This window comes from Lysinibacillus sp. FSL H8-0500 (assembly GCF_038051955.1).
Lineage (GTDB): Bacteria > Bacillota > Bacilli > Bacillales_A > Planococcaceae > Lysinibacillus > Lysinibacillus macroides.
On record NZ_CP150292.1, the window covers coordinates 147,382 to 172,490 of the forward strand.

The 25,109-nt window shown below is 43.1% G+C and carries 13 protein-coding genes, 11 tRNA genes, 5 rRNA genes and 1 pseudogene; 29 read left to right on the top strand and 1 reads right to left on the bottom strand.

What is annotated here, in order from left to right:
- The first annotated feature begins 19 nt into the window (after window positions 1-19).
- From MHB44_RS00710 to rrf (MHB44_RS00785), 16 genes are all read left to right on the top strand, one after another.
- A tRNA-Ile gene (locus tag MHB44_RS00710) sits at window positions 20-96 on the top strand.
- A 12-nt stretch (window positions 97-108) separates the two neighbouring features.
- A tRNA-Ala gene (locus MHB44_RS00715) sits at window positions 109-184 on the top strand.
- Between the two features lie 170 nt (window positions 185-354).
- Window positions 355-3,283 (top strand): 23S ribosomal RNA (locus MHB44_RS00720).
- Window positions 3,284-3,394: 111 nt separating this feature from the next.
- A 5S ribosomal RNA gene (gene rrf / locus MHB44_RS00725) occupies window positions 3,395-3,510 on the top strand.
- A gap of 10 nt (window positions 3,511-3,520) precedes the next feature.
- A tRNA-Val gene (locus MHB44_RS00730) sits at window positions 3,521-3,596 on the top strand.
- A gap of 3 nt (window positions 3,597-3,599) precedes the next feature.
- Window positions 3,600-3,675: transfer RNA gene (locus tag MHB44_RS00735), tRNA-Thr, on the top strand.
- 6 nt (window positions 3,676-3,681) lie between these two features.
- Window positions 3,682-3,757, top strand: a tRNA-Lys gene (locus MHB44_RS00740).
- Window positions 3,758-3,774: 17 nt separating this feature from the next.
- Window positions 3,775-3,859: transfer RNA gene (locus MHB44_RS00745), tRNA-Leu, on the top strand.
- Window positions 3,860-3,894: 35 nt separating this feature from the next.
- Window positions 3,895-3,969, top strand: a tRNA-Gly gene (locus MHB44_RS00750).
- Window positions 3,970-3,974: 5 nt separating this feature from the next.
- Window positions 3,975-4,063 (top strand) — tRNA-Leu (locus MHB44_RS00755).
- 8 nt (window positions 4,064-4,071) lie between these two features.
- A tRNA-Arg gene (locus MHB44_RS00760) sits at window positions 4,072-4,148 on the top strand.
- A gap of 9 nt (window positions 4,149-4,157) precedes the next feature.
- Window positions 4,158-4,234, top strand: a tRNA-Pro gene (locus MHB44_RS00765).
- Window positions 4,235-4,249: 15 nt separating this feature from the next.
- A tRNA-Ala gene (locus MHB44_RS00770) sits at window positions 4,250-4,325 on the top strand.
- 145 nt (window positions 4,326-4,470) lie between these two features.
- Window positions 4,471-6,022 (top strand): 16S ribosomal RNA (locus tag MHB44_RS00775).
- 281 nt (window positions 6,023-6,303) lie between these two features.
- Window positions 6,304-9,232: ribosomal RNA gene (locus tag MHB44_RS00780) — 23S ribosomal RNA — on the top strand.
- A gap of 111 nt (window positions 9,233-9,343) precedes the next feature.
- Window positions 9,344-9,459: ribosomal RNA gene (gene rrf / locus MHB44_RS00785) — 5S ribosomal RNA — on the top strand.
- Together the 16S, 23S and 5S rRNA genes with 11 tRNA genes alongside form the textbook arrangement of a ribosomal RNA operon.
- Window positions 9,460-9,586: 127 nt before the next feature.
- Here rrf (MHB44_RS00785) and MHB44_RS00790 read toward each other — a convergent pair.
- Window positions 9,587-9,733 (bottom strand): annotated as a pseudogene (locus MHB44_RS00790) (IS30 family transposase); the annotation flags it as partial.
- Window positions 9,734-11,071: 1,338 nt separating this feature from the next.
- On the opposite strand from MHB44_RS00790, the gene sfnG reads away from it, so the two are divergent.
- The 13 genes from sfnG to MHB44_RS00855 all read left to right on the top strand — a co-directional run bounded on the left by sfnG (window position 11,072) and on the right by MHB44_RS00855 (window position 25,107).
- Window positions 11,072-12,148 carry a dimethylsulfone monooxygenase SfnG gene (gene sfnG, locus MHB44_RS00795; protein WP_341301179.1) on the top strand — a complete coding sequence of 359 codons (1,077 nt, stop codon included), beginning with the start codon at window positions 11,072-11,074 and terminating at the stop codon, window positions 12,146-12,148.
- 18 nt (window positions 12,149-12,166) lie between these two features.
- Complete coding sequence (locus MHB44_RS00800; protein WP_341301180.1) at window positions 12,167-13,375, top strand: acyl-CoA dehydrogenase family protein; 1,209 nt, start codon at window positions 12,167-12,169, stop codon at window positions 13,373-13,375.
- A 13-nt stretch (window positions 13,376-13,388) separates the two neighbouring features.
- The gene (locus MHB44_RS00805) at window positions 13,389-14,612 is read left to right on the top strand and encodes an acyl-CoA dehydrogenase family protein (protein ID WP_341301181.1); all 1,224 of its coding nucleotides are present in this window, start codon (window positions 13,389-13,391) and stop codon (window positions 14,610-14,612) included.
- Between the two features lie 39 nt (window positions 14,613-14,651).
- A complete protein-coding gene (locus MHB44_RS00810; protein WP_341301182.1) occupies window positions 14,652-16,043 on the top strand; it encodes an LLM class flavin-dependent oxidoreductase in 1,392 nt (463 codons plus the stop codon).
- Between the two features lie 123 nt (window positions 16,044-16,166).
- Window positions 16,167-16,685: an NADPH-dependent FMN reductase gene (gene ssuE / locus MHB44_RS00815; protein WP_341301183.1), complete on the top strand. Its 519-nt coding sequence runs from the start codon at window positions 16,167-16,169 to the stop codon at window positions 16,683-16,685.
- Window positions 16,686-16,698: 13 nt separating this feature from the next.
- On the top strand, window positions 16,699-17,865 hold the full coding sequence (locus MHB44_RS00820; protein WP_341301184.1) for an acyl-CoA dehydrogenase family protein: 1,167 nt from the start codon (window positions 16,699-16,701) through the stop codon (window positions 17,863-17,865).
- A gap of 12 nt (window positions 17,866-17,877) precedes the next feature.
- Window positions 17,878-19,002: an FMNH2-dependent alkanesulfonate monooxygenase gene (gene ssuD, locus MHB44_RS00825; RefSeq protein ID WP_341301185.1), complete on the top strand. Its 1,125-nt coding sequence runs from the start codon at window positions 17,878-17,880 to the stop codon at window positions 19,000-19,002.
- Window positions 19,003-19,169: 167 nt separating this feature from the next.
- On the top strand, window positions 19,170-20,375 hold the full coding sequence (locus MHB44_RS00830; protein ID WP_341301186.1) for an acyl-CoA dehydrogenase family protein: 1,206 nt from the start codon (window positions 19,170-19,172) through the stop codon (window positions 20,373-20,375).
- A 14-nt stretch (window positions 20,376-20,389) separates the two neighbouring features.
- Window positions 20,390-21,727, top strand: a complete 1,338-nt coding sequence (locus MHB44_RS00835; RefSeq protein ID WP_341301187.1) for an LLM class flavin-dependent oxidoreductase — start codon at window positions 20,390-20,392, stop codon at window positions 21,725-21,727.
- Window positions 21,728-21,788: 61 nt separating this feature from the next.
- Window positions 21,789-22,664, top strand: coding sequence for an ABC transporter ATP-binding protein (locus MHB44_RS00840; RefSeq protein WP_341301188.1), 876 nt, complete (start codon window positions 21,789-21,791; stop codon window positions 22,662-22,664).
- 12 nt (window positions 22,665-22,676) lie between these two features.
- Complete coding sequence (locus MHB44_RS00845) at window positions 22,677-23,792, top strand: ABC transporter substrate-binding protein (RefSeq protein ID WP_341301189.1); 1,116 nt, start codon at window positions 22,677-22,679, stop codon at window positions 23,790-23,792.
- A gap of 10 nt (window positions 23,793-23,802) precedes the next feature.
- Window positions 23,803-24,567 (top strand): ABC transporter permease subunit, encoded by a 765-nt coding sequence (locus MHB44_RS00850; protein ID WP_341301190.1) that lies wholly within the window; start codon window positions 23,803-23,805, stop codon window positions 24,565-24,567.
- 6 nt (window positions 24,568-24,573) lie between these two features.
- The gene (locus MHB44_RS00855) at window positions 24,574-25,107 is read left to right on the top strand and encodes a redoxin domain-containing protein (RefSeq protein WP_341301191.1); all 534 of its coding nucleotides are present in this window, start codon (window positions 24,574-24,576) and stop codon (window positions 25,105-25,107) included.
- The last annotated feature ends 2 nt before the right edge of the window (window positions 25,108-25,109 follow it).

Sequence of the window (25,109 nt, forward strand, 5' to 3'; positions counted from 1 at the left end):
TTATATAAAACTTCCAAGAGGGCCTATAGCTCAGCTGGTTAGAGCGCACGCCTGATAAGCGTGAGGTCGATGGTTCGAGTCCATTTAGGCCCACCATATATACCTCTTGGGGCCTTAGCTCAGCTGGGAGAGCGCCTGCCTTGCACGCAGGAGGTCAGCGGTTCGATCCCGCTAGGCTCCACCATTTTTTTGTTCTTTGAAAACTGGATAAAACGACATTGAAATTGTAACAAACACATTTTTTAAGTTTTTTTATAGGCTTAATAATTTAAGGGTTTTGAGATACGAGTTAGGCAAGGAAGCGATTGAGTGAGTGAAGCTGACGCTGTATAACGACGTATATCGAAAGCCGTAGGTTAAGTTATTAAGGGCGCACGGCGAATGCCTTGGCACTAGGAGCCGATGAAGGACGGCACTAACACCGATATGCTTCGGGGAGCTGTAAGTGAGCTTTGATCCGGAGATTTCCGAATGGGGGAACCCACTACGTTTAATCGCGTAGGATCTTGACGTGAATTCATAGCGTCTTGAAGGCAGACCCAGGGAACTGAAACATCTAAGTACCTGGAGGAAGAGAAAGAAAAATCGATTCCCTGAGTAGCGGCGAGCGAAACGGGAAGAGCCCAAACCAAGAGGCTTGCCTCTTGGGGTTGTAGGACACTCTATACGGAGTTACAAAAGAGCGAGTTAGATGAAGCGACTTGGAAAGGTCCGCCAGAGCAGGTAACAGCCCTGTAGTCGAAAGTTCGTTCTCTCCAGAGTGGATCCTGAGTACGGCGGAACACGTGAAATTCCGTCGGAATCCGGGAGGACCATCTCCCAAGGCTAAATACTACCTAGTGACCGATAGTGAACCAGTACCGTGAGGGAAAGGTGAAAAGCACCCCGGAAGGGGAGTGAAAGAGATCCTGAAACCGTGTGCCTACAAGTAGTTAGAGCCCGTTAATGGGTGATAGCGTGCCTTTTGTAGAATGAACCGGCGAGTTACGATTACGTGCAAGGTTAAGCTGTAGAAGGCGGAGCCGCAGCGAAAGCGAGTCTGAATAGGGCGAAATAGTACGTGGTCGTAGACCCGAAACCAGGTGATCTACCCATGTCCAGGGTGAAGGTAAGGTAACACTTACTGGAGGCCCGAACCCACGCACGTTGAAAAGTGCGGGGATGAGGTGTGGGTAGCGGAGAAATTCCAATCGAACCTGGAGATAGCTGGTTCTCTCCGAAATAGCTTTAGGGCTAGCCTCGTGATGAGAATACTGGAGGTAGAGCACTGTTTGGACGAGGGGGCCATCCCGGTTTACCGAATTCAGACAAACTCCGAATGCCAGATATTTATACACGGGAGTCAGACTGCGAGTGATAAGATCCGTAGTCAAAAGGGAAACAGCCCAGACCACCAGCTAAGGTCCCCAAGTAATCGTTAAGTGGAAAAGGATGTGGCGTTGCACAGACAACCAGGATGTTGGCTTAGAAGCAGCCATCATTTAAAGAGTGCGTAATAGCTCACTGGTCGAGTGACGCTGCGCCGAAAATGTATCGGGGCTAAACGATTCACCGAAGCTGTGGATTGACATCTACGATGTCAGTGGTAGGAGAGCGTTCTAAGTGCGTTGAAGTCAGACCGGAAGGACTGGTGGAGCGCTTAGAAGTGAGAATGCCGGTATGAGTAGCGAAAGACGGGTGAGAATCCCGTCCACCGTATGACTAAGGTTTCCTGAGGAAGGCTCGTCCGCTCAGGGTTAGTCGGGACCTAAGCCGAGGCCGATAGGCGTAGGCGATGGACAACAGGTTGATATTCCTGTACCACCTCCTCACCGTTTGAGAAATGGGGGGACGCAGGAGGATAGGGTAAGCGCGCTGTTGGATATGCGCGTCCAAGCAGATAGGCGTGTGTGTAGGCAAATCCGCACACTGTAACGCCAAGCTGTGATGGCGAGTCCGTATGGACGAAGTTCCTGATTTCACACTGCCAAGAAAAGCCTCTATCGAGGTGAGAGGTGCCCGTACCGCAAACCGACACAGGTAGTCGAGGAGAGAATCCTAAGGTGTGCGAGAGAACTCTCGTTAAGGAACTCGGCAAAATGACCCCGTAACTTCGGGAGAAGGGGTGCTCTGATAGGGTGAAAGCCCGAGAGAGCCGCAGTGAATAGGCCCAGGCGACTGTTTAGCAAAAACACAGGTCTCTGCAAAACCGTAAGGTGACGTATAGGGGCTGACGCCTGCCCGGTGCTGGAAGGTTAAGAGGAGTGGTTAGCGCAAGCGAAGCTGCGAATTGAAGCCCCAGTAAACGGCGGCCGTAACTATAACGGTCCTAAGGTAGCGAAATTCCTTGTCGGGTAAGTTCCGACCCGCACGAAAGGCGTAACGATCTGGGCACTGTCTCAACGAGAGACTCGGTGAAATTATAGTACCTGTGAAGATGCAGGTTACCCGCGACAGGACGGAAAGACCCCGTGGAGCTTTACTGTAGCCTGATATTGAATTTTGGTACAACTTGTACAGGATAGGTAGGAGCCAGAGATCTCGGAGCGCCAGCTTCGAAGGAGGCGTCGGTGGGATACTACCCTGGTTGTATTGAAATTCTAACCCATGCCCCTAAGCGGGGCAGGAGACAGTGTCAGGCGGACAGTTTGACTGGGGCGGTCGCCTCCTAAAAGGTAACGGAGGCGCCCAAAGGTTCCCTCAGAATGGTTGGAAATCATTCGTAGAGTGTAAAGGCACAAGGGAGCTTGACTGCGAGACCTACAAGTCGAGCAGGGTCGAAAGACGGGCTTAGTGATCCGGTGGTTCCGCATGGAAGGGCCATCGCTCAACGGATAAAAGCTACCCCGGGGATAACAGGCTTATCTCCCCCAAGAGTCCACATCGACGGGGAGGTTTGGCACCTCGATGTCGGCTCATCGCATCCTGGGGCTGTAGTCGGTCCCAAGGGTTGGGCTGTTCGCCCATTAAAGCGGTACGCGAGCTGGGTTCAGAACGTCGTGAGACAGTTCGGTCCCTATCCGTCGTGGGCGTAGGAAATTTGAGAGGAGCTGTCCTTAGTACGAGAGGACCGGGATGGACACACCGCTGGTGTACCAGTTGTCTTGCCAAAGGCATCGCTGGGTAGCTATGTGTGGACGGGATAAGTGCTGAAAGCATCTAAGCATGAAGCCCCCCTCAAGATGAGATTTCCCATTACGCAAGTAAGTAAGATCCCTCAAAGACGATGAGGTAGATAGGTTCGAGGTGGAAGTGTGGCGACACATGGAGCTGACGAATACTAATCGATCGAGGACTTAACCAAAATATTTGTTACAGTCAATGCACCGTTTATCCAGTTTTGAAAGAATAAAATATTATAATATACTTGTAATTTTTATAAAATATGTTATAATAAGTATTGTCTTTCAAATAGTCTAGTGATAATGGCAAAGAGGTCACACCCGTTTCCATACCGAACACGGAAGTTAAGTTCTTTAGCGCCGATGGTAGTTGGGGGCTTCCCCCTGTGAGAGTAGGACGTCGCTAGGCATATTACCCAGGAGGATTAGCTCAGCTGGGAGAGCATCTGCCTTACAAGCAGAGGGTCGGCGGTTCGAGCCCGTCATCCTCCACCATATGCCGGTTTAGCTCAGCAGGTAGAGCAACTGACTTGTAATCAGTAGGTCGTGGGTTCGATTCCTATAGCCGGCACCATTTTCCGAGCCATTAGCTCAGTTGGTAGAGCATCTGACTTTTAATCAGAGGGTCGAAGGTTCGAGTCCTTCATGGCTCACCATTTTGAAATAATAATAAGCGGGTGTGGCGGAATTGGCAGACGCACTAGACTTAGGATCTAGCGCCGCAAGGCGTGGGGGTTCGACTCCCTTCACCCGCACCATTATTTTCATTGCCAGATAAAAAACGTATGCACATGCGGAAGTAGTTCAGTGGTAGAACACCACCTTGCCAAGGTGGGGGTCGCGAGTTCGAACCTCGTCTTCCGCTCCAAATGTGCCGGGGTGGCGGAACTGGCAGACGCACAGGACTTAAAATCCTGCGGTAGGTGACTACCGTACCGGTTCGATTCCGGTCCTCGGCACCATTTTAAATGCGCCCGTAGCTCAATTGGATAGAGCGTCTGACTACGGATCAGAAGGTTATGGGTTCGACTCCTGTCGGGCGCGCCAAAAGAACAACGGGAAGTAGCTCAGCTTGGTAGAGCACTTGGTTTGGGACCAAGGGGTCGCAGGTTCGAATCCTGTCTTCCCGACCATTTCCTAAAAATTATGGGGCCTTAGCTCAGCTGGGAGAGCGCCTGCCTTGCACGCAGGAGGTCAGCGGTTCGATCCCGCTAGGCTCCACCAATTCAATTACATGAACCTTGAAAACTGAACAAGCAAAACGTAATCAATCAAGTTTTAAGTAGCTAGCTTCGGCTAGTGAACAAAACAAAAATTTTGGACATCAAAATTGATGCCAGCAAAACAATTTGAGCAAATCAAATTTCTTTTTATGGAGAGTTTGATCCTGGCTCAGGACGAACGCTGGCGGCGTGCCTAATACATGCAAGTCGAGCGAACAGAGAAGGAGCTTGCTCCTTCAACGTTAGCGGCGGACGGGTGAGTAACACGTGGGCAACCTACCCTATAGTTTGGGATAACTCCGGGAAACCGGGGCTAATACCGAATAATCTCTTATGCTTCATGGTAAAAGACTAAAAGACGGTTTCGGCTGTCGCTATAGGATGGGCCCGCGGCGCATTAGCTAGTTGGTGAGGTAATGGCTCACCAAGGCGACGATGCGTAGCCGACCTGAGAGGGTGATCGGCCACACTGGGACTGAGACACGGCCCAGACTCCTACGGGAGGCAGCAGTAGGGAATCTTCCACAATGGGCGAAAGCCTGATGGAGCAACGCCGCGTGAGTGAAGAAGGTTTTCGGATCGTAAAACTCTGTTGTAAGGGAAGAACAAGTACAGTAGTAACTGGCTGTACCTTGACGGTACCTTATTAGAAAGCCACGGCTAACTACGTGCCAGCAGCCGCGGTAATACGTAGGTGGCAAGCGTTGTCCGGAATTATTGGGCGTAAAGCGCGCGCAGGCGGTCCTTTAAGTCTGATGTGAAAGCCCACGGCTCAACCGTGGAGGGTCATTGGAAACTGGGGGACTTGAGTGCAGAAGAGGAAAGTGGAATTCCAAGTGTAGCGGTGAAATGCGTAGAGATTTGGAGGAACACCAGTGGCGAAGGCGACTTTCTGGTCTGTAACTGACGCTGAGGCGCGAAAGCGTGGGGAGCAAACAGGATTAGATACCCTGGTAGTCCACGCCGTAAACGATGAGTGCTAAGTGTTAGGGGGTTTCCGCCCCTTAGTGCTGCAGCTAACGCATTAAGCACTCCGCCTGGGGAGTACGGTCGCAAGACTGAAACTCAAAGGAATTGACGGGGGCCCGCACAAGCGGTGGAGCATGTGGTTTAATTCGAAGCAACGCGAAGAACCTTACCAGGTCTTGACATCCCGTTGACCACTGTAGAGATATAGTTTCCCCTTCGGGGGCAACGGTGACAGGTGGTGCATGGTTGTCGTCAGCTCGTGTCGTGAGATGTTGGGTTAAGTCCCGCAACGAGCGCAACCCTTGATCTTAGTTGCCATCATTTAGTTGGGCACTCTAAGGTGACTGCCGGTGACAAACCGGAGGAAGGTGGGGATGACGTCAAATCATCATGCCCCTTATGACCTGGGCTACACACGTGCTACAATGGACGATACAAACGGTTGCCAACTCGCGAGAGGGAGCTAATCCGATAAAGTCGTTCTCAGTTCGGATTGTAGGCTGCAACTCGCCTACATGAAGCCGGAATCGCTAGTAATCGCGGATCAGCATGCCGCGGTGAATACGTTCCCGGGCCTTGTACACACCGCCCGTCACACCACGAGAGTTTGTAACACCCGAAGTCGGTGAGGTAACCTTTTGGAGCCAGCCGCCGAAGGTGGGATAGATGATTGGGGTGAAGTCGTAACAAGGTAGCCGTATCGGAAGGTGCGGCTGGATCACCTCCTTTCTAAGGATATTTACGGAATGTTTCATCGAGGATGAAACAATGATTACGTTTTGCGTTCAGTTTTGAAGGCTCATTCTTTCTGAATGAAACACTTCATATATGTGCTCCTGTCGCTACGCTTTCGTCGCAAAGCTGCGAAGAAGTAGAAGCAGGCAGTAGCTTTGTTCTTTGAAAACTGGATAAAACGACATTGAAATTGTAACAAGCTGTTTTTGTGCGAAAGCGCAGCGACAGCAACAAACACATTTATTTTTTAAGTTTTTTTATAGGCTTAATAACTTGGTTAAGTTATTAAGGGCGCACGGCGAATGCCTTGGCACTAGGAGCCGATGAAGGACGGCACTAACACCGATATGCTTCGGGGAGCTGTAAGTGAGCTTTGATCCGGAGATTTCCGAATGGGGGAACCCACTACGTTTAATCGCGTAGGATCTTGACGTGAATTCATAGCGTCTTGAAGGCAGACCCAGGGAACTGAAACATCTAAGTACCTGGAGGAAGAGAAAGAAAAATCGATTCCCTGAGTAGCGGCGAGCGAAACGGGAAGAGCCCAAACCAAGAGGCTTGCCTCTTGGGGTTGTAGGACACTCTATACGGAGTTACAAAAGAGCGAGTTAGATGAAGCGACTTGGAAAGGTCCGCCAGAGCAGGTAACAGCCCTGTAGTCGAAAGTTCGTTCTCTCCAGAGTGGATCCTGAGTACGGCGGAACACGTGAAATTCCGTCGGAATCCGGGAGGACCATCTCCCAAGGCTAAATACTACCTAGTGACCGATAGTGAACCAGTACCGTGAGGGAAAGGTGAAAAGCACCCCGGAAGGGGAGTGAAAGAGATCCTGAAACCGTGTGCCTACAAGTAGTTAGAGCCCGTTAATGGGTGATAGCGTGCCTTTTGTAGAATGAACCGGCGAGTTACGATTACGTGCAAGGTTAAGCTGTAGAAGGCGGAGCCGCAGCGAAAGCGAGTCTGAATAGGGCGAAATAGTACGTGGTCGTAGACCCGAAACCAGGTGATCTACCCATGTCCAGGGTGAAGGTAAGGTAACACTTACTGGAGGCCCGAACCCACGCACGTTGAAAAGTGCGGGGATGAGGTGTGGGTAGCGGAGAAATTCCAATCGAACCTGGAGATAGCTGGTTCTCTCCGAAATAGCTTTAGGGCTAGCCTCGTGATGAGAATACTGGAGGTAGAGCACTGTTTGGACGAGGGGGCCATCCCGGTTTACCGAATTCAGACAAACTCCGAATGCCAGATATTTATACACGGGAGTCAGACTGCGAGTGATAAGATCCGTAGTCAAAAGGGAAACAGCCCAGACCACCAGCTAAGGTCCCCAAGTAATCGTTAAGTGGAAAAGGATGTGGCGTTGCACAGACAACCAGGATGTTGGCTTAGAAGCAGCCATCATTTAAAGAGTGCGTAATAGCTCACTGGTCGAGTGACGCTGCGCCGAAAATGTATCGGGGCTAAACGATTCACCGAAGCTGTGGATTGACATCTACGATGTCAGTGGTAGGAGAGCGTTCTAAGTGCGTTGAAGTCAGACCGGAAGGACTGGTGGAGCGCTTAGAAGTGAGAATGCCGGTATGAGTAGCGAAAGACGGGTGAGAATCCCGTCCACCGTATGACTAAGGTTTCCTGAGGAAGGCTCGTCCGCTCAGGGTTAGTCGGGACCTAAGCCGAGGCCGATAGGCGTAGGCGATGGACAACAGGTTGATATTCCTGTACCACCTCCTCACCGTTTGAGAAATGGGGGGACGCAGGAGGATAGGGTAAGCGCGCTGTTGGATATGCGCGTCCAAGCAGATAGGCGTGTGTGTAGGCAAATCCGCACACTGTAACGCCAAGCTGTGATGGCGAGTCCGTATGGACGAAGTTCCTGATTTCACACTGCCAAGAAAAGCCTCTATCGAGGTGAGAGGTGCCCGTACCGCAAACCGACACAGGTAGTCGAGGAGAGAATCCTAAGGTGTGCGAGAGAACTCTCGTTAAGGAACTCGGCAAAATGACCCCGTAACTTCGGGAGAAGGGGTGCTCTGATAGGGTGAAAGCCCGAGAGAGCCGCAGTGAATAGGCCCAGGCGACTGTTTAGCAAAAACACAGGTCTCTGCAAAACCGTAAGGTGACGTATAGGGGCTGACGCCTGCCCGGTGCTGGAAGGTTAAGAGGAGTGGTTAGCGCAAGCGAAGCTGCGAATTGAAGCCCCAGTAAACGGCGGCCGTAACTATAACGGTCCTAAGGTAGCGAAATTCCTTGTCGGGTAAGTTCCGACCCGCACGAAAGGCGTAACGATCTGGGCACTGTCTCAACGAGAGACTCGGTGAAATTATAGTACCTGTGAAGATGCAGGTTACCCGCGACAGGACGGAAAGACCCCGTGGAGCTTTACTGTAGCCTGATATTGAATTTTGGTACAACTTGTACAGGATAGGTAGGAGCCAGAGATCTCGGAGCGCCAGCTTCGAAGGAGGCGTCGGTGGGATACTACCCTGGTTGTATTGAAATTCTAACCCATGCCCCTAAGCGGGGCAGGAGACAGTGTCAGGCGGACAGTTTGACTGGGGCGGTCGCCTCCTAAAAGGTAACGGAGGCGCCCAAAGGTTCCCTCAGAATGGTTGGAAATCATTCGTAGAGTGTAAAGGCACAAGGGAGCTTGACTGCGAGACCTACAAGTCGAGCAGGGTCGAAAGACGGGCTTAGTGATCCGGTGGTTCCGCATGGAAGGGCCATCGCTCAACGGATAAAAGCTACCCCGGGGATAACAGGCTTATCTCCCCCAAGAGTCCACATCGACGGGGAGGTTTGGCACCTCGATGTCGGCTCATCGCATCCTGGGGCTGTAGTCGGTCCCAAGGGTTGGGCTGTTCGCCCATTAAAGCGGTACGCGAGCTGGGTTCAGAACGTCGTGAGACAGTTCGGTCCCTATCCGTCGTGGGCGTAGGAAATTTGAGAGGAGCTGTCCTTAGTACGAGAGGACCGGGATGGACACACCGCTGGTGTACCAGTTGTCTTGCCAAAGGCATCGCTGGGTAGCTATGTGTGGACGGGATAAGTGCTGAAAGCATCTAAGCATGAAGCCCCCCTCAAGATGAGATTTCCCATTACGCAAGTAAGTAAGATCCCTCAAAGACGATGAGGTAGATAGGTTCGAGGTGGAAGTGTGGCGACACATGGAGCTGACGAATACTAATCGATCGAGGACTTAACCAAAATATTTGTTACAGTCAATGCACCGTTTATCCAGTTTTGAAAGAATAAAATATTATAATATACTTGTAATTTTTATAAAATATGTTATAATAAGTATTGTCTTTCAAATAGTCTAGTGATAATGGCAAAGAGGTCACACCCGTTTCCATACCGAACACGGAAGTTAAGTTCTTTAGCGCCGATGGTAGTTGGGGGCTTCCCCCTGTGAGAGTAGGACATCGCTAGGCAAACAAAAAGGAAAACAGTCAGCACATAGCTGGCTGTTTTTTTAGATTCTATAATATTTGTTCAAGCATCCATTAATTTATACGATAGTTTTTCAAATTAAGTGTACTAGTTCTTCCTAAAACAGTTTCTTGGACGATTGTTGATGAGATGTAATGCGTCATTTATCTCCTCTAAGGTGATATCATCAAAATTTGTTTTCTTGAGGAATAATAAGCCATTCCCATTTTCATTACACCTACATTGCCATGAAGCATAAGCATCTGCAAAATAGACTTGGAAGCTTACCTTTTTTGCAAGCATGGTGTAACAGCTAAATTTCTTTTCCGCTGTATGAATAGCCCCTTTATGTAACGCTCTAACAGCAGTCTACATTGATATAGCAGAACGGTCTGAAATGAATAAACCTACATATCAACGTGTTTTTTGCTCAATGAATGTAGCGCCCACCTCTTTGCCTACCTATGCCCAGAAACTCCTGTATCTAACTCCCAATGTCTGAATATTTCCCTTTTGCAAATTTTCTTTGAATGCTTAGAAATAAGTGTGAAGCGTCCCCCTTTTTGGTGAAGTACCGTATAATGGGTACTTCTAATGAACCATCATAAATCCAACGATAACTGCCTTTAAACTCAGCTTTGCTTGATAGAAATAGTTAATAATCCGTTCTGTTGACCAAGCTTCGCCCAACTTTTCCTGAACAGCCTCTTTTAATTCAGATGTTAAAGTGAATTTCGTCCCACAATTCGATTTATTGGCTTGAAAATGAACGATGTAATTTTTTTGAAATCATCAGAGAGCCTTTTTTAGTTGTTTTACTATGGTCATGATCGAAGGCCCTAATTCAAGCGGATTTTCCATTTTTACACATAGATAAGATAAGTGTAGATCATAATGATTCTTCCTCTGATGTTTGTGTGGTAACTAGTGTTTTACATGAAATCGTTATGGACTTCTTTTATTTTGTCTTACAGATATTGTACTTAATATTACAATTTATCATAAGAACATTTTGACAGTGCTTTTCTAATTCAATTGGTAATCGTCCCAGAAAATATGTAAAGTGTGAACCAATGGAGTATGCATAGCATCTCAGTAAGTAATTGAAATGCCTATAACATGGGGAAGCTGTGTCACTATAAATGTTTATATGCGAAAAAACTACATAAATAACTTTTGCTGTTTGATATAATTCATATGCGTAAGTTTTATGAAACCCTTCTATCAGTGATCCAGCGTATTTATTCGAAGCAGTCGTTATAAAATTGTAAAGACTGCATTTTCATTGAGAATATACCGATTGCTGAGTGTAATAAATAATTTTTATTCTGATAATTCTTATAAATATAGTTGACTTTATAAATTTAAGCATGTATGATGTAGCTAACAATCATAAATGAGTAACTCACTAGTTAATTGAATGCTCCTATTTGTTAACCGACTACGGTGTATAGAAGCTTTTATTAATAGTAGGTCTGCTAGACGACTAGAGACTTCTTAATTTAAACATTAAGGAGTTTTTTTGTGCTTTGTTAAAGGGAATTTAAAATTTTTTTATTATAAATCATATTATTCCCATAAGTTAAATAGATTATTGGTGAGGAGGAAAAACGTATGACATTACAATTTGCGTATTGGGCACCAAATGTTAGTGGCGGATTGGTGATTTCTAATATTCCACAACAAACTGATTGGTCTTTTGAAGCGAACAAACGGTACGCTCAAATTGCCGAGAATATCGGATTTGATTATGTCCTGTTACAAACACGCTTTTTCGCTAGTTATGGAGCAGAAAATCAATTAGAGGCATCAGCACTTGCAGCAGCCTTAGCAGCATCTACTTCTAAATTAAATATTATTACCGCTGTTTTACCTGGTTTATGGCATCCAGCGGTGATGGCGAAGATCATTGCTACGGTGGATCAAATAAGTAATGGTCGAGCAACTATTAATATTGTGAGTGGTTGGTTTAAGGGGGAGTTTACTGGATATGGTGAACCATGGTTAGAGCATGATGAACGATATCGCCGTTCTGAGGAGTTTATTAATATTCTGCGTGGTCTTTGGACACAGGATGAATTTACGTATAAAGGTGATTTTTATAGAGTCAATCAAGCACCGTTAAAACCAAAGCCTATTAAAACGCCAAAGATTTTTCAAGGTGGTAATTCAGAGGCTGCGAAGGAAATGGCAGGGCGGGTGTCAGATGTTTACTTTATGAATGGCGGTTCTTTAGAGAAAATTAAAGCTCAAATTGATGAAGTAAAAGCTCTTCGGGAAGCAAATGGCAATGAACCGATTGAATTTGGAATTAATGGTTTTGTGATTGTGCGCGATTCAGAGGAAGAAGCTCAACAAGTACTGCGTGATATTGTTGAGCAAGCAAATGATGAGGCTGTTTTAGGCTTTAAAGAGTCTGTTAAACAAGCGGGTCAATCAACAGAAGATAAAAACGGCATGTGGGCTGAATCAACATACGAGGATCTCGTTCAATATAATGATGGCTTTAAAACTGGGTTAATTGGTACTGCTGAACAAGTTGCTGATCGAATTATTGAATTAAAGAAAATTGGTATCAATATTGTGCTAACAGGTTTCTTGCATTATGAGGAGGATTTGAAGGCTTTCGGTGAAAAGGTCATTCCTTTAGTAAAAGAAAAAGAAGCCAATTTACAATTACAAAATAATTAAGATAAGGCAGGTGTTTATATGCCCATACAAGTAACGTTAGGTCCAATTGTCAAACCTAATAGTGAGGAATTAACAAAGCTGATACAAGAAATTAAGGATGATGCTGCAAAACGGCGTAGAGAAAACCCAACAGTCCATCCAAATCATGCGATTCAGTTAATAAAAAAGGCACGTTTAGGCGCTTTACGCTTACCTGAAGAACTTGGAGGAGCTGGTGCAAGCATTCAGGATGTATTTGATGTACTTATTCAATTAGCAGCCGTAGACCCAGATGTTGCGCATAGTTTACGCTACCACTTTTATGCAGTCGAGCAGTTTTTATTAGATAAAGAAAATTTACAAAATGTGAAATGGCTTGAAGCGATTGCGAAAGGCGATTTAATTGGTAATGGCTTTACAGAGCTAAATAGCATAAATGCGGGCCTTTTCCAATTTGAAACGAGCCTAACAGTAGATGGTGACGGATATCGCCTAAATGGTACAAAATATTTTAGTACTGGTACGTTATATGCAGAGTGGGTAGAGATTATGGCCTCAGATATTAACGGCAAAACGGTTCGGGTGATTTTGCCAACTGATCGAGAGGGCATTGAAGTGGTAGATGATTGGGATGGATTCGGTCAAACCTTAACGGGAAGTGGTACAACAAACTTAAAACATGTATTTGTTGAAAAATCAGAAGTTTTTACTATTCCTGATCATACAACACCATTCAATGCACATTTACAGTTATTCTTACAGGCTGTCATTGTAGGAATTCTACATACTATTGTAGAGGATGCGGTGAATTTACTATCGACAAGGACAAGAACATTTAGTTTTGCAGCGGCAGAAAAACCAACGGAAGATCCACAGCTACTACAAGTAGTGGGCGAATTATCTAGTAGTGCCTTTGCCGCTAAAGCAATTGTATTGGCAGCAGCGAAGGAGCTAGATAAAGCCATCGAAACGGCTGACAAAGGTATCATTTCATACAAAGCAAGCCATCAAGCATCATTGCGTGCAGCCCAGGCTAAAGTTGTTGTTGACAAGCTAGCTCTCGAGGCATCAACACTATTATTTGAGGTGGGAGGTGCTTCTGCCACACGCAAAACAGCCCAGTTAGATCGGCATTGGCGCAATATTCGTACGATCTCTTCTCATAATCCAACCGTCTACAAAGCAAGGGCAATTGGGAATTATGAAGTAAATGAAATTGACTTACCCATTAATGAAGTATATTTCTAAAGGGGGAAAATGAATGAGCATAGTAGCAGAAAAAAATCCGTATTCCAGAGAATATATAGAGGAGATTCGTCAGCGAATTCGTCCAATTATTGAAACAGTCATTAAAGCCAATGCAGAAATTATTGATAAGGAAGCAAAATTCCCGCGTGAAAATCTTCTAGCTTTAGCGAAAGAAGGGTGGAATTCTGTCACAATTGATGAAAAATGGGGTGGCTTAGGCTTAGGTTATTTAGGATTTGCCATTGCCGCAGAGGAAATTGGCAAGGTAGATGCTTCGACTGCACTTGTATATGCAATGCATGTTGGCGGGGCACAGGGCATTCATTTATACGGAAATGATGAGCAAAAGGAACGCTGGCTATTACCGATTCGTGACGGATTAATTGGTACATTTTCGATTAGTGAAAAAGCAACGCGTGGTCATGTTTGGTATAGCTTAAGTCAAGCAGAGCGCCGAGCAGAAGATTATGTCATTAATGCAGAAAAATCCTTTACAACGAGTGGAGGTCAAGCCGATTTCTATTTATTACAAACAAGAACGCCAGATAGTGAGGATGTTAGTGATCTTAGCTTCTTTATTGTAGATGGCAAAAGTAAAGGCATTACAGCACGGCCTTGGAAGGCATTAGGTGTGCGTGGCAATCATAGCGGACCTATTCGTTATGATCATGTCGTTGTACCAAAGCGAGATCTTTTAGGGAAAGAGGGCTTAGGTAAGGATATTATTGCGGAGGGCATTAACCCTATTTATTTAGTAGGTTTAGCCTCAGCTTGGTTAGGGGTAGCACAAGGCGCATTAGATGCTGCGGTGAATCATGTGAAAAGTGCTGTAAACAAAGGGTTTAATAAACGTCTTGCTGATTACCAAGTATTACGAGCAAGATTAGCAGAGGTTCAAATTCAAATTACAGCTTTAAAGGCATGGCAATTAGATTTAGCCCGTCACCATGATGAGCTATTAGCAAAAGGAGAATCCCTCTCTTTATTAGGGAGAGAAATTGTAGAATTTAAGGTGCAAACAACGGAGCTTGCTGATTTTGCAGCTCGTGTGGCGATGGAAGTAGCTGGTGGCTATGGTTATGCAGAAGGCATTTTTGAGAGACTATATCGTGATGCACGTGGAGGTATTCCAATGGCTCCCTCCAATCATATTGGACGTGATCAAGTCGGCAAACTGATTTTAGATTTGCCATTAGAGCTATGGGGAGAAGATAAGAACGCTTCAACAACTGCATAATCAATTAAAGATAAGCGAGGGTAGAAAGGGCAGACTATTATGAAGAAAAAGCGTATCTATTTGAATGCATTTGATATGAATTGCGTGGCGCACCAGTCACCAGGTCTGTGGAGACATCCAGATGATCAGGCATGGCGCTATAAGGATATTGAGTATTGGGTGGAGCTAGCAAAAACACTGGAAAAAGGACGTTTTGATGGATTGTTTATTGCTGATGTAATTGGTATTTATGATGTCTATGGCAATGATAAAGAAACAACGATACGAGAGGCAACACAAGTGCCAGTCAATGACCCTATTTTGCTAGTATCTGCTATGTCACATGCTACAAAGCATTTAGGATTTGGTATTACATGCTCGACAACCTTTGAGCATCCCTATCCATTTGCTCGACGTATTTCAACACTCGATCATCTGACAAAAGGCAGAGTTGCTTGGAATATCGTTACCTCCTATTTAGAAAGTGGTACTAAAAATATTGATATAGGGGATAGATTTCAGCACCAAGAGCGTTATCATATTGCTGATGAGTACTTAGAGGTATGTTATAAGCTGTGGGAAGGAAGCTGGGAGGAGCAGGCTGTCATCCGTGATAAAGAAACAGGTGTATTTACAGACCCTACAAAAATTCATGAGATTCAGCATAAAGGGAAATATTTTGATGTTCCCGGTATCCATCTATGTGAGCCATCCCCACAACGAACACCAGTATTATTCCAAGCGGGTGCCTCAGAGGCTGGTAAAAAGTTTGCAGCAAAGCATGCAGAATGTACATTTATTTCTGTACCATCAAAGGAGGCAAGTGCGGCATATGTGAAGGACTTGCGCCAAAAAACTCGAGATGAAGGCAGAGATCCACAGAGCTTAAAGGTATTTGCTTTATTTACACCAATTGTTGGTGAAACAGAGCAAGAAGCATGGGCTAAATATGATGAGTTAGCAAGCTATGTTAGCTTAGAAGGTGCATTAACGCTGCTAAGTGGCTGGTCAGGTGTGGATTTCTCACAATATGATTTAGATGAGGAAATCAACTACATTGAAACAAACGCCATAAAATCCCTACTGGAAGTCTTAACAAAATTTAGTCCAAATAAAAAATGGACAGTAAGGGAATTAGCTACTTTTGCAGGTATTGGTGGTATGGGACCTGTTGTTGTAGGAACCCCTGAGCAAATTGTTGATAAATTTGAAGAATGGGTGGATGAAACCGATATTGATGGCTTTAATATAGCGTATGCTATTACGCCAGGTACTTTTATTGACTTTGCAGACCTGGTGACACCTGAGCTTCAACGACGGGAGCTATTAAAAACAGAGTATGAGGAAGGCGTTTATCGTGAAAAGTTATTTGGGAAAGGTAAAGCCTATTTAGCACAAGAGCATATAGGTGCAAATTATAGGAAAGGTAGTAATGAAGCAAAAGTAATTTAGGAATATATTGAATAGCCAACTATACATAATAGAGGCACTTGTTCATGACATTGTGAATAAGTGCTTTTTGTTTTGGAAAGCTGAGCTATTCTGTCGACAATACAATTCTTGGGAGGATTTAAAATGTCAAGTACAGTCATTATTAATGGAACAAATTCAAGTATTTCACGTGTAAACGGTGTGAAAAGCTATATTGAGCAAGCTGTGAGAGATATTAAAATAATTGATATTTATCAATTACCCGCAAAGGATTTACTTTCAGCTAATTTTAACCATGAAGAAATTATTGCAGCCAATCAATTAGTGGCAGATGCGGAGGTGGTTATTATATTAACACCTGTCTATAAGGCTGCATATTCGGGTATTTTAAAAACTTATTTAGATTTGCTGCCACAAAAGGGGCTGGAAAATAAAATTGTGATTCCGATTGCAGTCGGTGGAACATTACATCATTTATTAGCGATTGATTATGCATTAAAACCAGTGCTTGCCTCATTAGGTGCAACGCAAATTTTACAGGGAATTTATATTTTAGATCGATACATTAAAAAAACAGCAACAGATTTTATCATTGAAGAGGAAGTCATCGTACGCATTGACAATCAGCTAAAGTTAGCCTTAGCAAAAATAACAGTGCATTGAAAGAGGGAATAAAATGATGACAGTAATCAGTGCGAGGGTGAGCGACCTCATCGACAAATTTGCAGTAACAGCGAGTGAACGTGATAGGGAAGGTGGTACTGCTAAGGAGCAGCGGGACTTGATTCGCAGTAGTGATTTATTAGGGCTAATCACACCTAAAGAATTAGGTGGATACGGGCAAGACTGGTTAAATGTGCTGGCTATTATTAAACAAATTGCACAGGTGGATAGCTCGCTGGCTCATTTATTTGGTTATCACTTTTTATGTTTAGCGACTGTAGATCTTTATGGTACAGAGAGGCAATTTGCATATTATGCTCAGCAGACAGCCGAGGGAAATTTGTTTTGGGGTAATGCATTTAATCCATTAGATCAACGTGTCACAGCTACAAAAACACAGTCTGGTTGGGAAATTAATGGTGTGAAAAGCTTTTGCTCAGGGGCCAGTGACTCAGACCTTTTATTAATTTCTGCACAAAAGAGAGATGAAGAGGGCATTTTATTTGCTGTAATACCTACTAAAAGAACAGGTATACTTGTTGAAAATGACTGGGATAGCTTTGGGCAAAGGCAAACAGATAGCGGAAGTGTTCAGTTTGAGCATGTAGAAGTTTTAGCACAAGAGGTGCTTGCTGCAAATCCCACCCATACTTCCAGTCTTAAATCAACTATCCGTACACATATCGCCCAATCAATTTTAAATCAGGTACTGTTAGGAACGGCCGAAGGAGCATTTCAGGCTGCAAAGGAATATACGAAAAACTTTACGAGACCGTGGTTAACAGCAAATATACAGAATGCTACAGAAGACCCGTACTATGTCTACCATTATGGTGAGTTTTTTGTTCAATTACAGGCGGCTATAGCCTTGTCTACTATCGCTAATGAACATCTACAGGCTACTTGGAATGACAGACAGCAACTCACTGTCAAACAGCGTAGTGAATGCAGTATTGCAGTGGCAACAGCGAAGGTTCAAATTGTTAAAACAGCATTAGGCATTACAAATGGCATGTTTGAACTAATGGGTGCACGTGCCACATCGGCAAAGTATAATTTTGATCGTTATTGGCGTAATGTTCGAACCCATACGCTACATGATCCTATTGATTACAAAATAAGGGATATTGGACAATTTGCATTAAATGGGAAATATCCTGAAATTTCACCATATTCATAAGGAGGAAAAATAATGGAAGTATTTTGGTTTATTCCAACAAATGGCGATGTACGCTATTTAAATTCATATGAGGGGGCACGACCAGCAACCTTTGATTATACACGGCAAATCGCACAGGCAGTCGATCAGCTTGGATATACAGGTGTACTAATTCCAACAGGGAAAACCTGTGAGGAGGGCTTTGTTGTTGCGTCGAGTTTAATTGCTGCTACTGAAAATCTGAAATTTTTGGTAGCCGTACGACCTGGCTTAATGTCTCCAAGCTTTGCAGCTAGACTGTCATCGACATTAGATCGCTTTTCAGGTGGTCGGTTGCTGATTAATGTAGTGGCTGGAGGAGATCCTGTCGAGTTAGCAGGAGAGGGCTTCTTCCTTGACCACGATGAACGTTATAAATTAACAGATGAATTTTTAACAATTTGGCGCGATTTATTTACGGAAAATACCGTTGATTTTAAGGGGGATTACTTGAAAGTAGCTGGCGGTCAATTGCCATATGAAACTATTCAGCAGCCCTATCCACCTCTGTATTTTGGCGGGTCTTCAGGTATTGCGATGCAAGTAGCGGCGAAACATATTGATGCCTATTTAACATGGGGAGAGCCACCAGCGCAGGTAGAAGAAAAAATTGCTAGGATGCGCGCATTGGCAGAGGAACAAGGACGAACAATTAAATTTGGCATTCGTCTTCATTTGATTGTCCGTAGAACAGAGGAAGAAGCATGGCAGGCGGCAAGTGATTTAATTCAATATGTAGATGATGAAACGATTGAGCAGGCTCAAAAAGTATTTAGTCGTATGGATTCAGAAGGGCAGCGTTTAATGACAGATCTGCATAAAGGGGATCGGACTAAATTAGAAATTAGCCCAAATCTTTGGGCGGGTGTAGGTCTTGTTCGTACAGGAGCGGGAACTGCATTAGTGGGTGATCCAGATACAGTTGCTGCACGTATTCAGGAATATGCCGATTTAGGAATTGAAACCTTTATTTTCTCGGGCTACCCACACTTAGAGGAAGCATATAATGTTGCAGAATTATTATTCCCCAAACTACCAATTCAGAGCAAAGCCAACACAAACGACCGTGTATTTTTTAGCCCATTTGGTGGAGATATAAAATCTGTTACGTTGAAGTAATCAAATCATACATATACCTTCGTATGAAAACAATGACCTATATCTTGATTCAGCAAATATTTTATGTACCGAAAGCATTAGCGACAGGTACTATTACATCAAGATGAAATAGATACGAAGGTATGATTTGTATCATTTACGCGAAAAGCACAAAAGGGGCAATGAAAATGAATGACAATAATCAAACGATTCGCAATGCAAGAGATCAGCAATTAGTGGATTATGCGAATCGCATTGCTAAGAAAATTGCTGTGACAGCTTCACAATATGATGAATCGGGTGCGTTTCCACACGAGCATTTTCGACTATTGAAAAAGGAAGGCTATTTAAAATTAACCATTCCAAAAGAATATGGCGGAGATGAACTCTCTTTATACGAAATTTTACTCGTGCAGGAGAGGTTAGCGAAAGCATCTGGTTCAACTGCATTAGCTATAGGGTGGCATTTAATGACATTTTTTAGCCTTAGTCATTTTCGTCCTTGGAAAGAGGAAATTTTTGCTGAGGTTTGTAAAACAGCAGTAGAAAAAGGTTACTTATTGAATGTGTATTCAACAGAAAGAACGGCAGGTAATATTGTGCGTGGTGGCAAACCATCTACAACGGTGAAAAAGAATGGCTCAGGCTATGTCTTAAATGGCAGAAAATCATTTGCAACATTAGCACCCATCGTCAAGCAGTTTACTGTACTTGCCTACATCGAAGAAGAGGATAAAATTGCAGAATTTTTAGTGGAAAAAGATGATTCTGTCGAAATTATTGATACATGGGATGTACTAGGGATGAGAGGTACGGGGAGCATGGACATTGCTTTCCATAATACGCGTTTGCCTGAAACGGCGCTGCTCGCTTATTCAGAAAAAGGGGTCTTCAATCGCTTTACTGGTAAAAGCAGTGCCTATACTTTACAGCTACCAGCTATTTATTTAGGAATTGCAACCGCAGCCAGAGACTTTATTTTGAAATATGCAACACAGCGATTTTCGCCAAGCTTAAATAATTATATTGTGGAAGCACCGCATGTGCAGCAAAAAATTGGTGAAATCGAAATTTTAATTACTGTTTCTCGGGGATTGCTATATGGATTAGCTGAAAAATGGGATATCCATCAAAATATCCAAGATAAGCTCAGTCATGAGGTTGCTGTGACAAAATATACAGTTTGTAACAATGCTATAAAAATTGTCGAATTAGCAATGAGTATTGCAGGAGGACATTCCTTATCGAAGAGTCTACCGCTTGAACGATATTTTCGTGATGTACAGTGTGGGGCATACAACCCGCCATTAAATGATATGGTATTGCAAAATATTGCGAACGCTGCAATTCAGCATTTTCAAGACAGCATCAATAAAGAGCCCCAACCGAGCTAAGGAGGATTCGTAAAATGGTAGGAAAAAGACAAATACGATTAGGAGCATTTTTTCAAACATTCTTAGGGCATCATTTAGCAGCTTGGCGTTATCCAGCAACGAAAACAGAAGAGGTCACCAGTTTAAGTCTATATCGAGAAATAGCAGAGATGGCTGAAAAAGGAAAGTTTGATTTATTGTTTTTAGCCGATGTGCTAGCTCATAGTGAAGAGGATATTGCCTATACCCCACAAATTCGTCTCGAAGCAACAGCGGTGATGGCAACGTTAGCGGCAGTTACCAAAAATATTGGTCTTGTGGCAACCTTAACGACAACCTTCAATCATCCGTTTAACGTAGCAAGAAAATTTGCCACTATTGATCATATGAGTGGAGGACGTGCAGGATGGAACGTTGTCACAACTGCACATGACCATGAAGCAGCTAATTTTGGATTAGCACAACAGATTGAGCACCATTTACGGTATGAGCAATGTGAGGAATTTGTTGAAATTACAAAAGCCTTATGGGATAGCTGGGAGGACGATACATTAGTCTTGAATCGGGAAACAGGCTTATTTTTAAATGCTAATAAAATTCATCCGATCCATTATGAAGGACGATTTTATAAAGTAAGAGGTCCTATTAATATACCACGTCCCCCACAAGGGCATCCTGTAATTGTGGCAGCAAGTGCATCTGATCGAGGACGTGATTTTGCGGCTCAACATGCAGAAGTGTTATTTACCATTGCCTCATCGACAGTGCAGGCGGGTAAAGCCCTTTATGATGATATGAAACAAAGGGTAGCATCCAATGGACGCCATCCTGACCAATTAAAAATTATGCCTGGTATCGTACCATTTGTAGCGCAAACACAGAAGGAAGCAGAAGAAAAATTCGAACATTTTCAAGAACTTATACTACCAGAGCTTGGCATTGGCTGGCTATCGCAGTATTTACACCATGATTTATCGCAATATTCTCCAGATGAATATTTGCCGCAACTTCAACATGTAGAGCAAGTAAATGGTGAGAAGGGACGATTCCAATTGTTAGCTGAGCTATCTCATAAAGAAAATCTAACGATCAAACAATTAGCTCGTTATTTTGTCAGCACACAAGGACATCTATTTGTGGTTGGCTCAGGTGATGTTGTTGCGGATAAATTAAGTGAATGGTTTATAAATGGTGCTGCCGACGGTTTTAATGTTAAATTTCCATACTTCCCAGGGGGTGTTCAGGATTTTGTTGACTACGTGACACCAGAGCTACAAAATCGTGGACTATTCCGTACAGAGTATGAGGGAAAAACCTTACGCGAAAATCTAGGCTTGCATTTTCCAAAAGTAAGCCAATCAACAATCATCTAAATTTTTTAGGATTAAAACATATTAAAATTATAGGTTAAGAAGGTTTAAAGGGGGTATTTATTTGGTCAGAGCATTGGCACCGAATGTTGTGAAAGAAGTAGAAAATGACTCATCTACTGTAGCAGGAGTATTTCCTACTAAAATAAGCGTGCAATCTGTATTTTTTCATTATGGTGAAATCGAAATATTGCAAGATATTAAGCTGGAAATAAGAGAAGGAGAATTTATTGTACTGATGGGGCCGAGTGGCTCTGGGAAAAGTACATTTTTACGCTTATTAACGGGATTGTCAACACCCTCGTCTGGTGACATCATTGTCAATGGACAAAAATTGCAAGGTACCAGTCATGATGTAGCGGTTGTATTTCAGGATTATTCTCTTTTCCCATGGCTTACCGCACAGGAAAATCTAGTGCTAGCATTAAAACAAAGGCTAAAAAAGTCAAAAAAAGAGCTTCAACAACTAGCTGATGAGTATTTATCGCTTGTTCAGCTAGGGCATGCCATCAAAAAATACCCCGGAGAAATGTCAGGTGGAATGCGACAACGAGCAGCCATTGCAAGAGCTTTATCATTAGGGACAGATATTATGTTAATGGATGAACCATTTGGAGCCTTGGATCCTCTGACACGCATTCAATTGCAGGATTTAGTATTAACGATTAATCGAGACCAAAAGAGAACAATTGTATTCGTTACACATGATGCAGAAGAAGCGATTTTATTAGCAGATCGAATTGTGATGTTTTCACCAGGACCTCCTGGATTCATTATAGATGTTTTAGATGTGCCATTTAATAAGCAAAGTGATCGAAAAAAATTACTTGAAAGCCTAGAATTTATTAAATTTCGTGATGAAATACTTGCGATTATGAACAAAGGAGTACTAGATAAATTGAATCAATCACAACAATTTTCAATAGGAGAAGGAATTTAGGAGGATTTTAATATGAAGAAAAAAGCTTTTAGGAAATGGTTTATTCATAGTATAGCAATAGCGTCATTACTTATGTTAACAGCGTGTGGGGAGGATCATGCATCGAACACGCCTGAGAAGGAAGAAGCGCAAAAAGAAACAACAGATACAGCAGAGCAAGATAAAAAATATTCGTTGTCAGTAGGGTACTTAAAAGCGAATGGTGCCCCTTTAGCAGATATTGCTATTCATGAAGGCTTCTTTGAAAAGGAGAATTTAGATGTTGAGATGGTGCCGTTTAATGCATCTACAGATGGTGTCAATGCTTTACAGTCCAACAAGATAGATGTGGGATTAACGTTTGGGACGACAACACCTTTAGCATTTATTGCACAAGGAGCGGATTTAGATATTATTGGTGGACATATGGAGGGCGGTCACCCGATTTATGTACCAGAGAAGGATAAAGATCAATATCAAACATTTGAAGATTATAAAGGGAAAGTGATTGGTACAGTGCGTCTAAGTGTACCAGACATTGTATTCCGTACGGCTTTAGAGAATGCGGGCTTAGACTTAGCAAAAGATGTTGAAATAATTGAATTTAAAACGATGGCCAATTTAATTGAAGCAGCGGCAGCAGGTAAAGTAGATGTAGCATTTGCAAGCACAGGGTTTTTAACAAAGGCACAGCAATCAGGATTAACACCTGTTGCATGGAGTAATGATGTACAGCCAGGTCATGTATGCTGCCGTGTTGTTACACGTGGGGATATATCTGATGAGCAGACTACTGCGTATAAAAAGTTTTTAAAAGGCTTGATTCAAGCAGAGAGAGTAAAACTTGAAACACCAGAAAAAGCATTAGAAACTTCACGTGATCGTTTTAACCTAGATGATGCAACTGTCAATGAAATCGTTAATGAGGAGCATTTAATTAATTCTGCTGACCCCCATAAACATCAGGTAGAGCAATTATGGGAGCAAATGAAGAATTTAGGCTATGTGAAGAACGTTGAAAATGTAGATTTAAACGAGCATTTCAACCTAACATTTTATGAGGAAGCGTTGACAGAATTAATAGAAGAAAATCCAACTGATGACTATTACCAAAAAGTATTAGAGCGCTATAATCAACAAAACTTATAGGGGAGATTATATGATTAATATTGTCAAAAAGTATACTATTACCGTATTCATAGTACTTGCTGTAATAGCAGCTTGGGTTTTTATTACGACATATAGCAGTCTTTTAAATCCAGTGATTTTTCCGCCAGCCGTTAAAATTATCGAGTCGTTTATCAGTGCAATTGGGGAATTAATAAAAGGTTTTTTTAGCTCAATGGGTCTGTTAATTCCAGCCTTAGTAGCTGCGCTTATTTTGGGCATTGGAGGAGGGCTGTTCTTTGGCTTACATGAAAGATGGAGGGAAGTTTTCTCTCCATTGTTCCATACAGTAAGTCCATTACCGCCAACATTGTTTATTCCCTATGCGATTGCATTATTACCAACATTTAAGCTAGCATCAATCGCTATTTTATTTATTGGTGCATTTTGGCCTATTTTTTTAGGGACGATCCAAGGAGTGATACTTATTGATCGACACTATTGGGATAATACCCGAACAATCGGCTTAAAAGGCTGGGATTTCATTTGGAAGGTTGTACTACCTGCGAGCTCACCACATATTTTAGGTGGGGTTGGCACGTCCTTAACATTATCATTTATTGTCTTAATTATGGCAGAGATGTTCGGAGCACAATCAGGAATGGGGCATTTCGTATTATACTATACAGATTTTTCACAATATGATTATGTTTTAGCAGGCATTATTTTTAATAGCATTATTATTTTAATTATTATTGTGGGCTTTGAGAAAATAAAGAAACGTATTTTATTCTGGATGAATTTAAAAAGTGAGTGATTTTCATTGCATGCTAAATCTTTTATAAATAAAGCACTTATTCTTATTTTATTTTTCACAATGATTTACATAGTAGTACAGCAAATTTATAGTCAGCCTAACACTACACTTACGACAGACCCAGAAGGAGTAGCAGTCAATTTTACTTTAAGTGACCTGCAAGGCAAACAGCATAGTTTGATTGATTATGTTGAAAATGGGTTAATTGTTAATTTTTGGGCTACTTCCTGTCCGCCATGTGAACGAGAATTTCCTGTTCTTGAAAAGGCCTATCAAAATTATAAAAATCAAGGCGTAGAAGTATTAGCGATTAATGTGGAGGAGCCAATGCGTATTGTAACACCATTTATTTCGGAGAAAAATAGCAGCTTTCCCATTCTATTAGATCGTCGTGGCAAAGTGTCCTCAGCCTATCAAGTTTTAAATTTACCAATCACATTTTTCATTAATGAGAATGGAGAAATTGTTGAGAAAGTAAGCGGTGAATTGACAGAGGTAATTATAAGAAAAAATATCGAAAAAATGACGCCGAGTCTATAAAG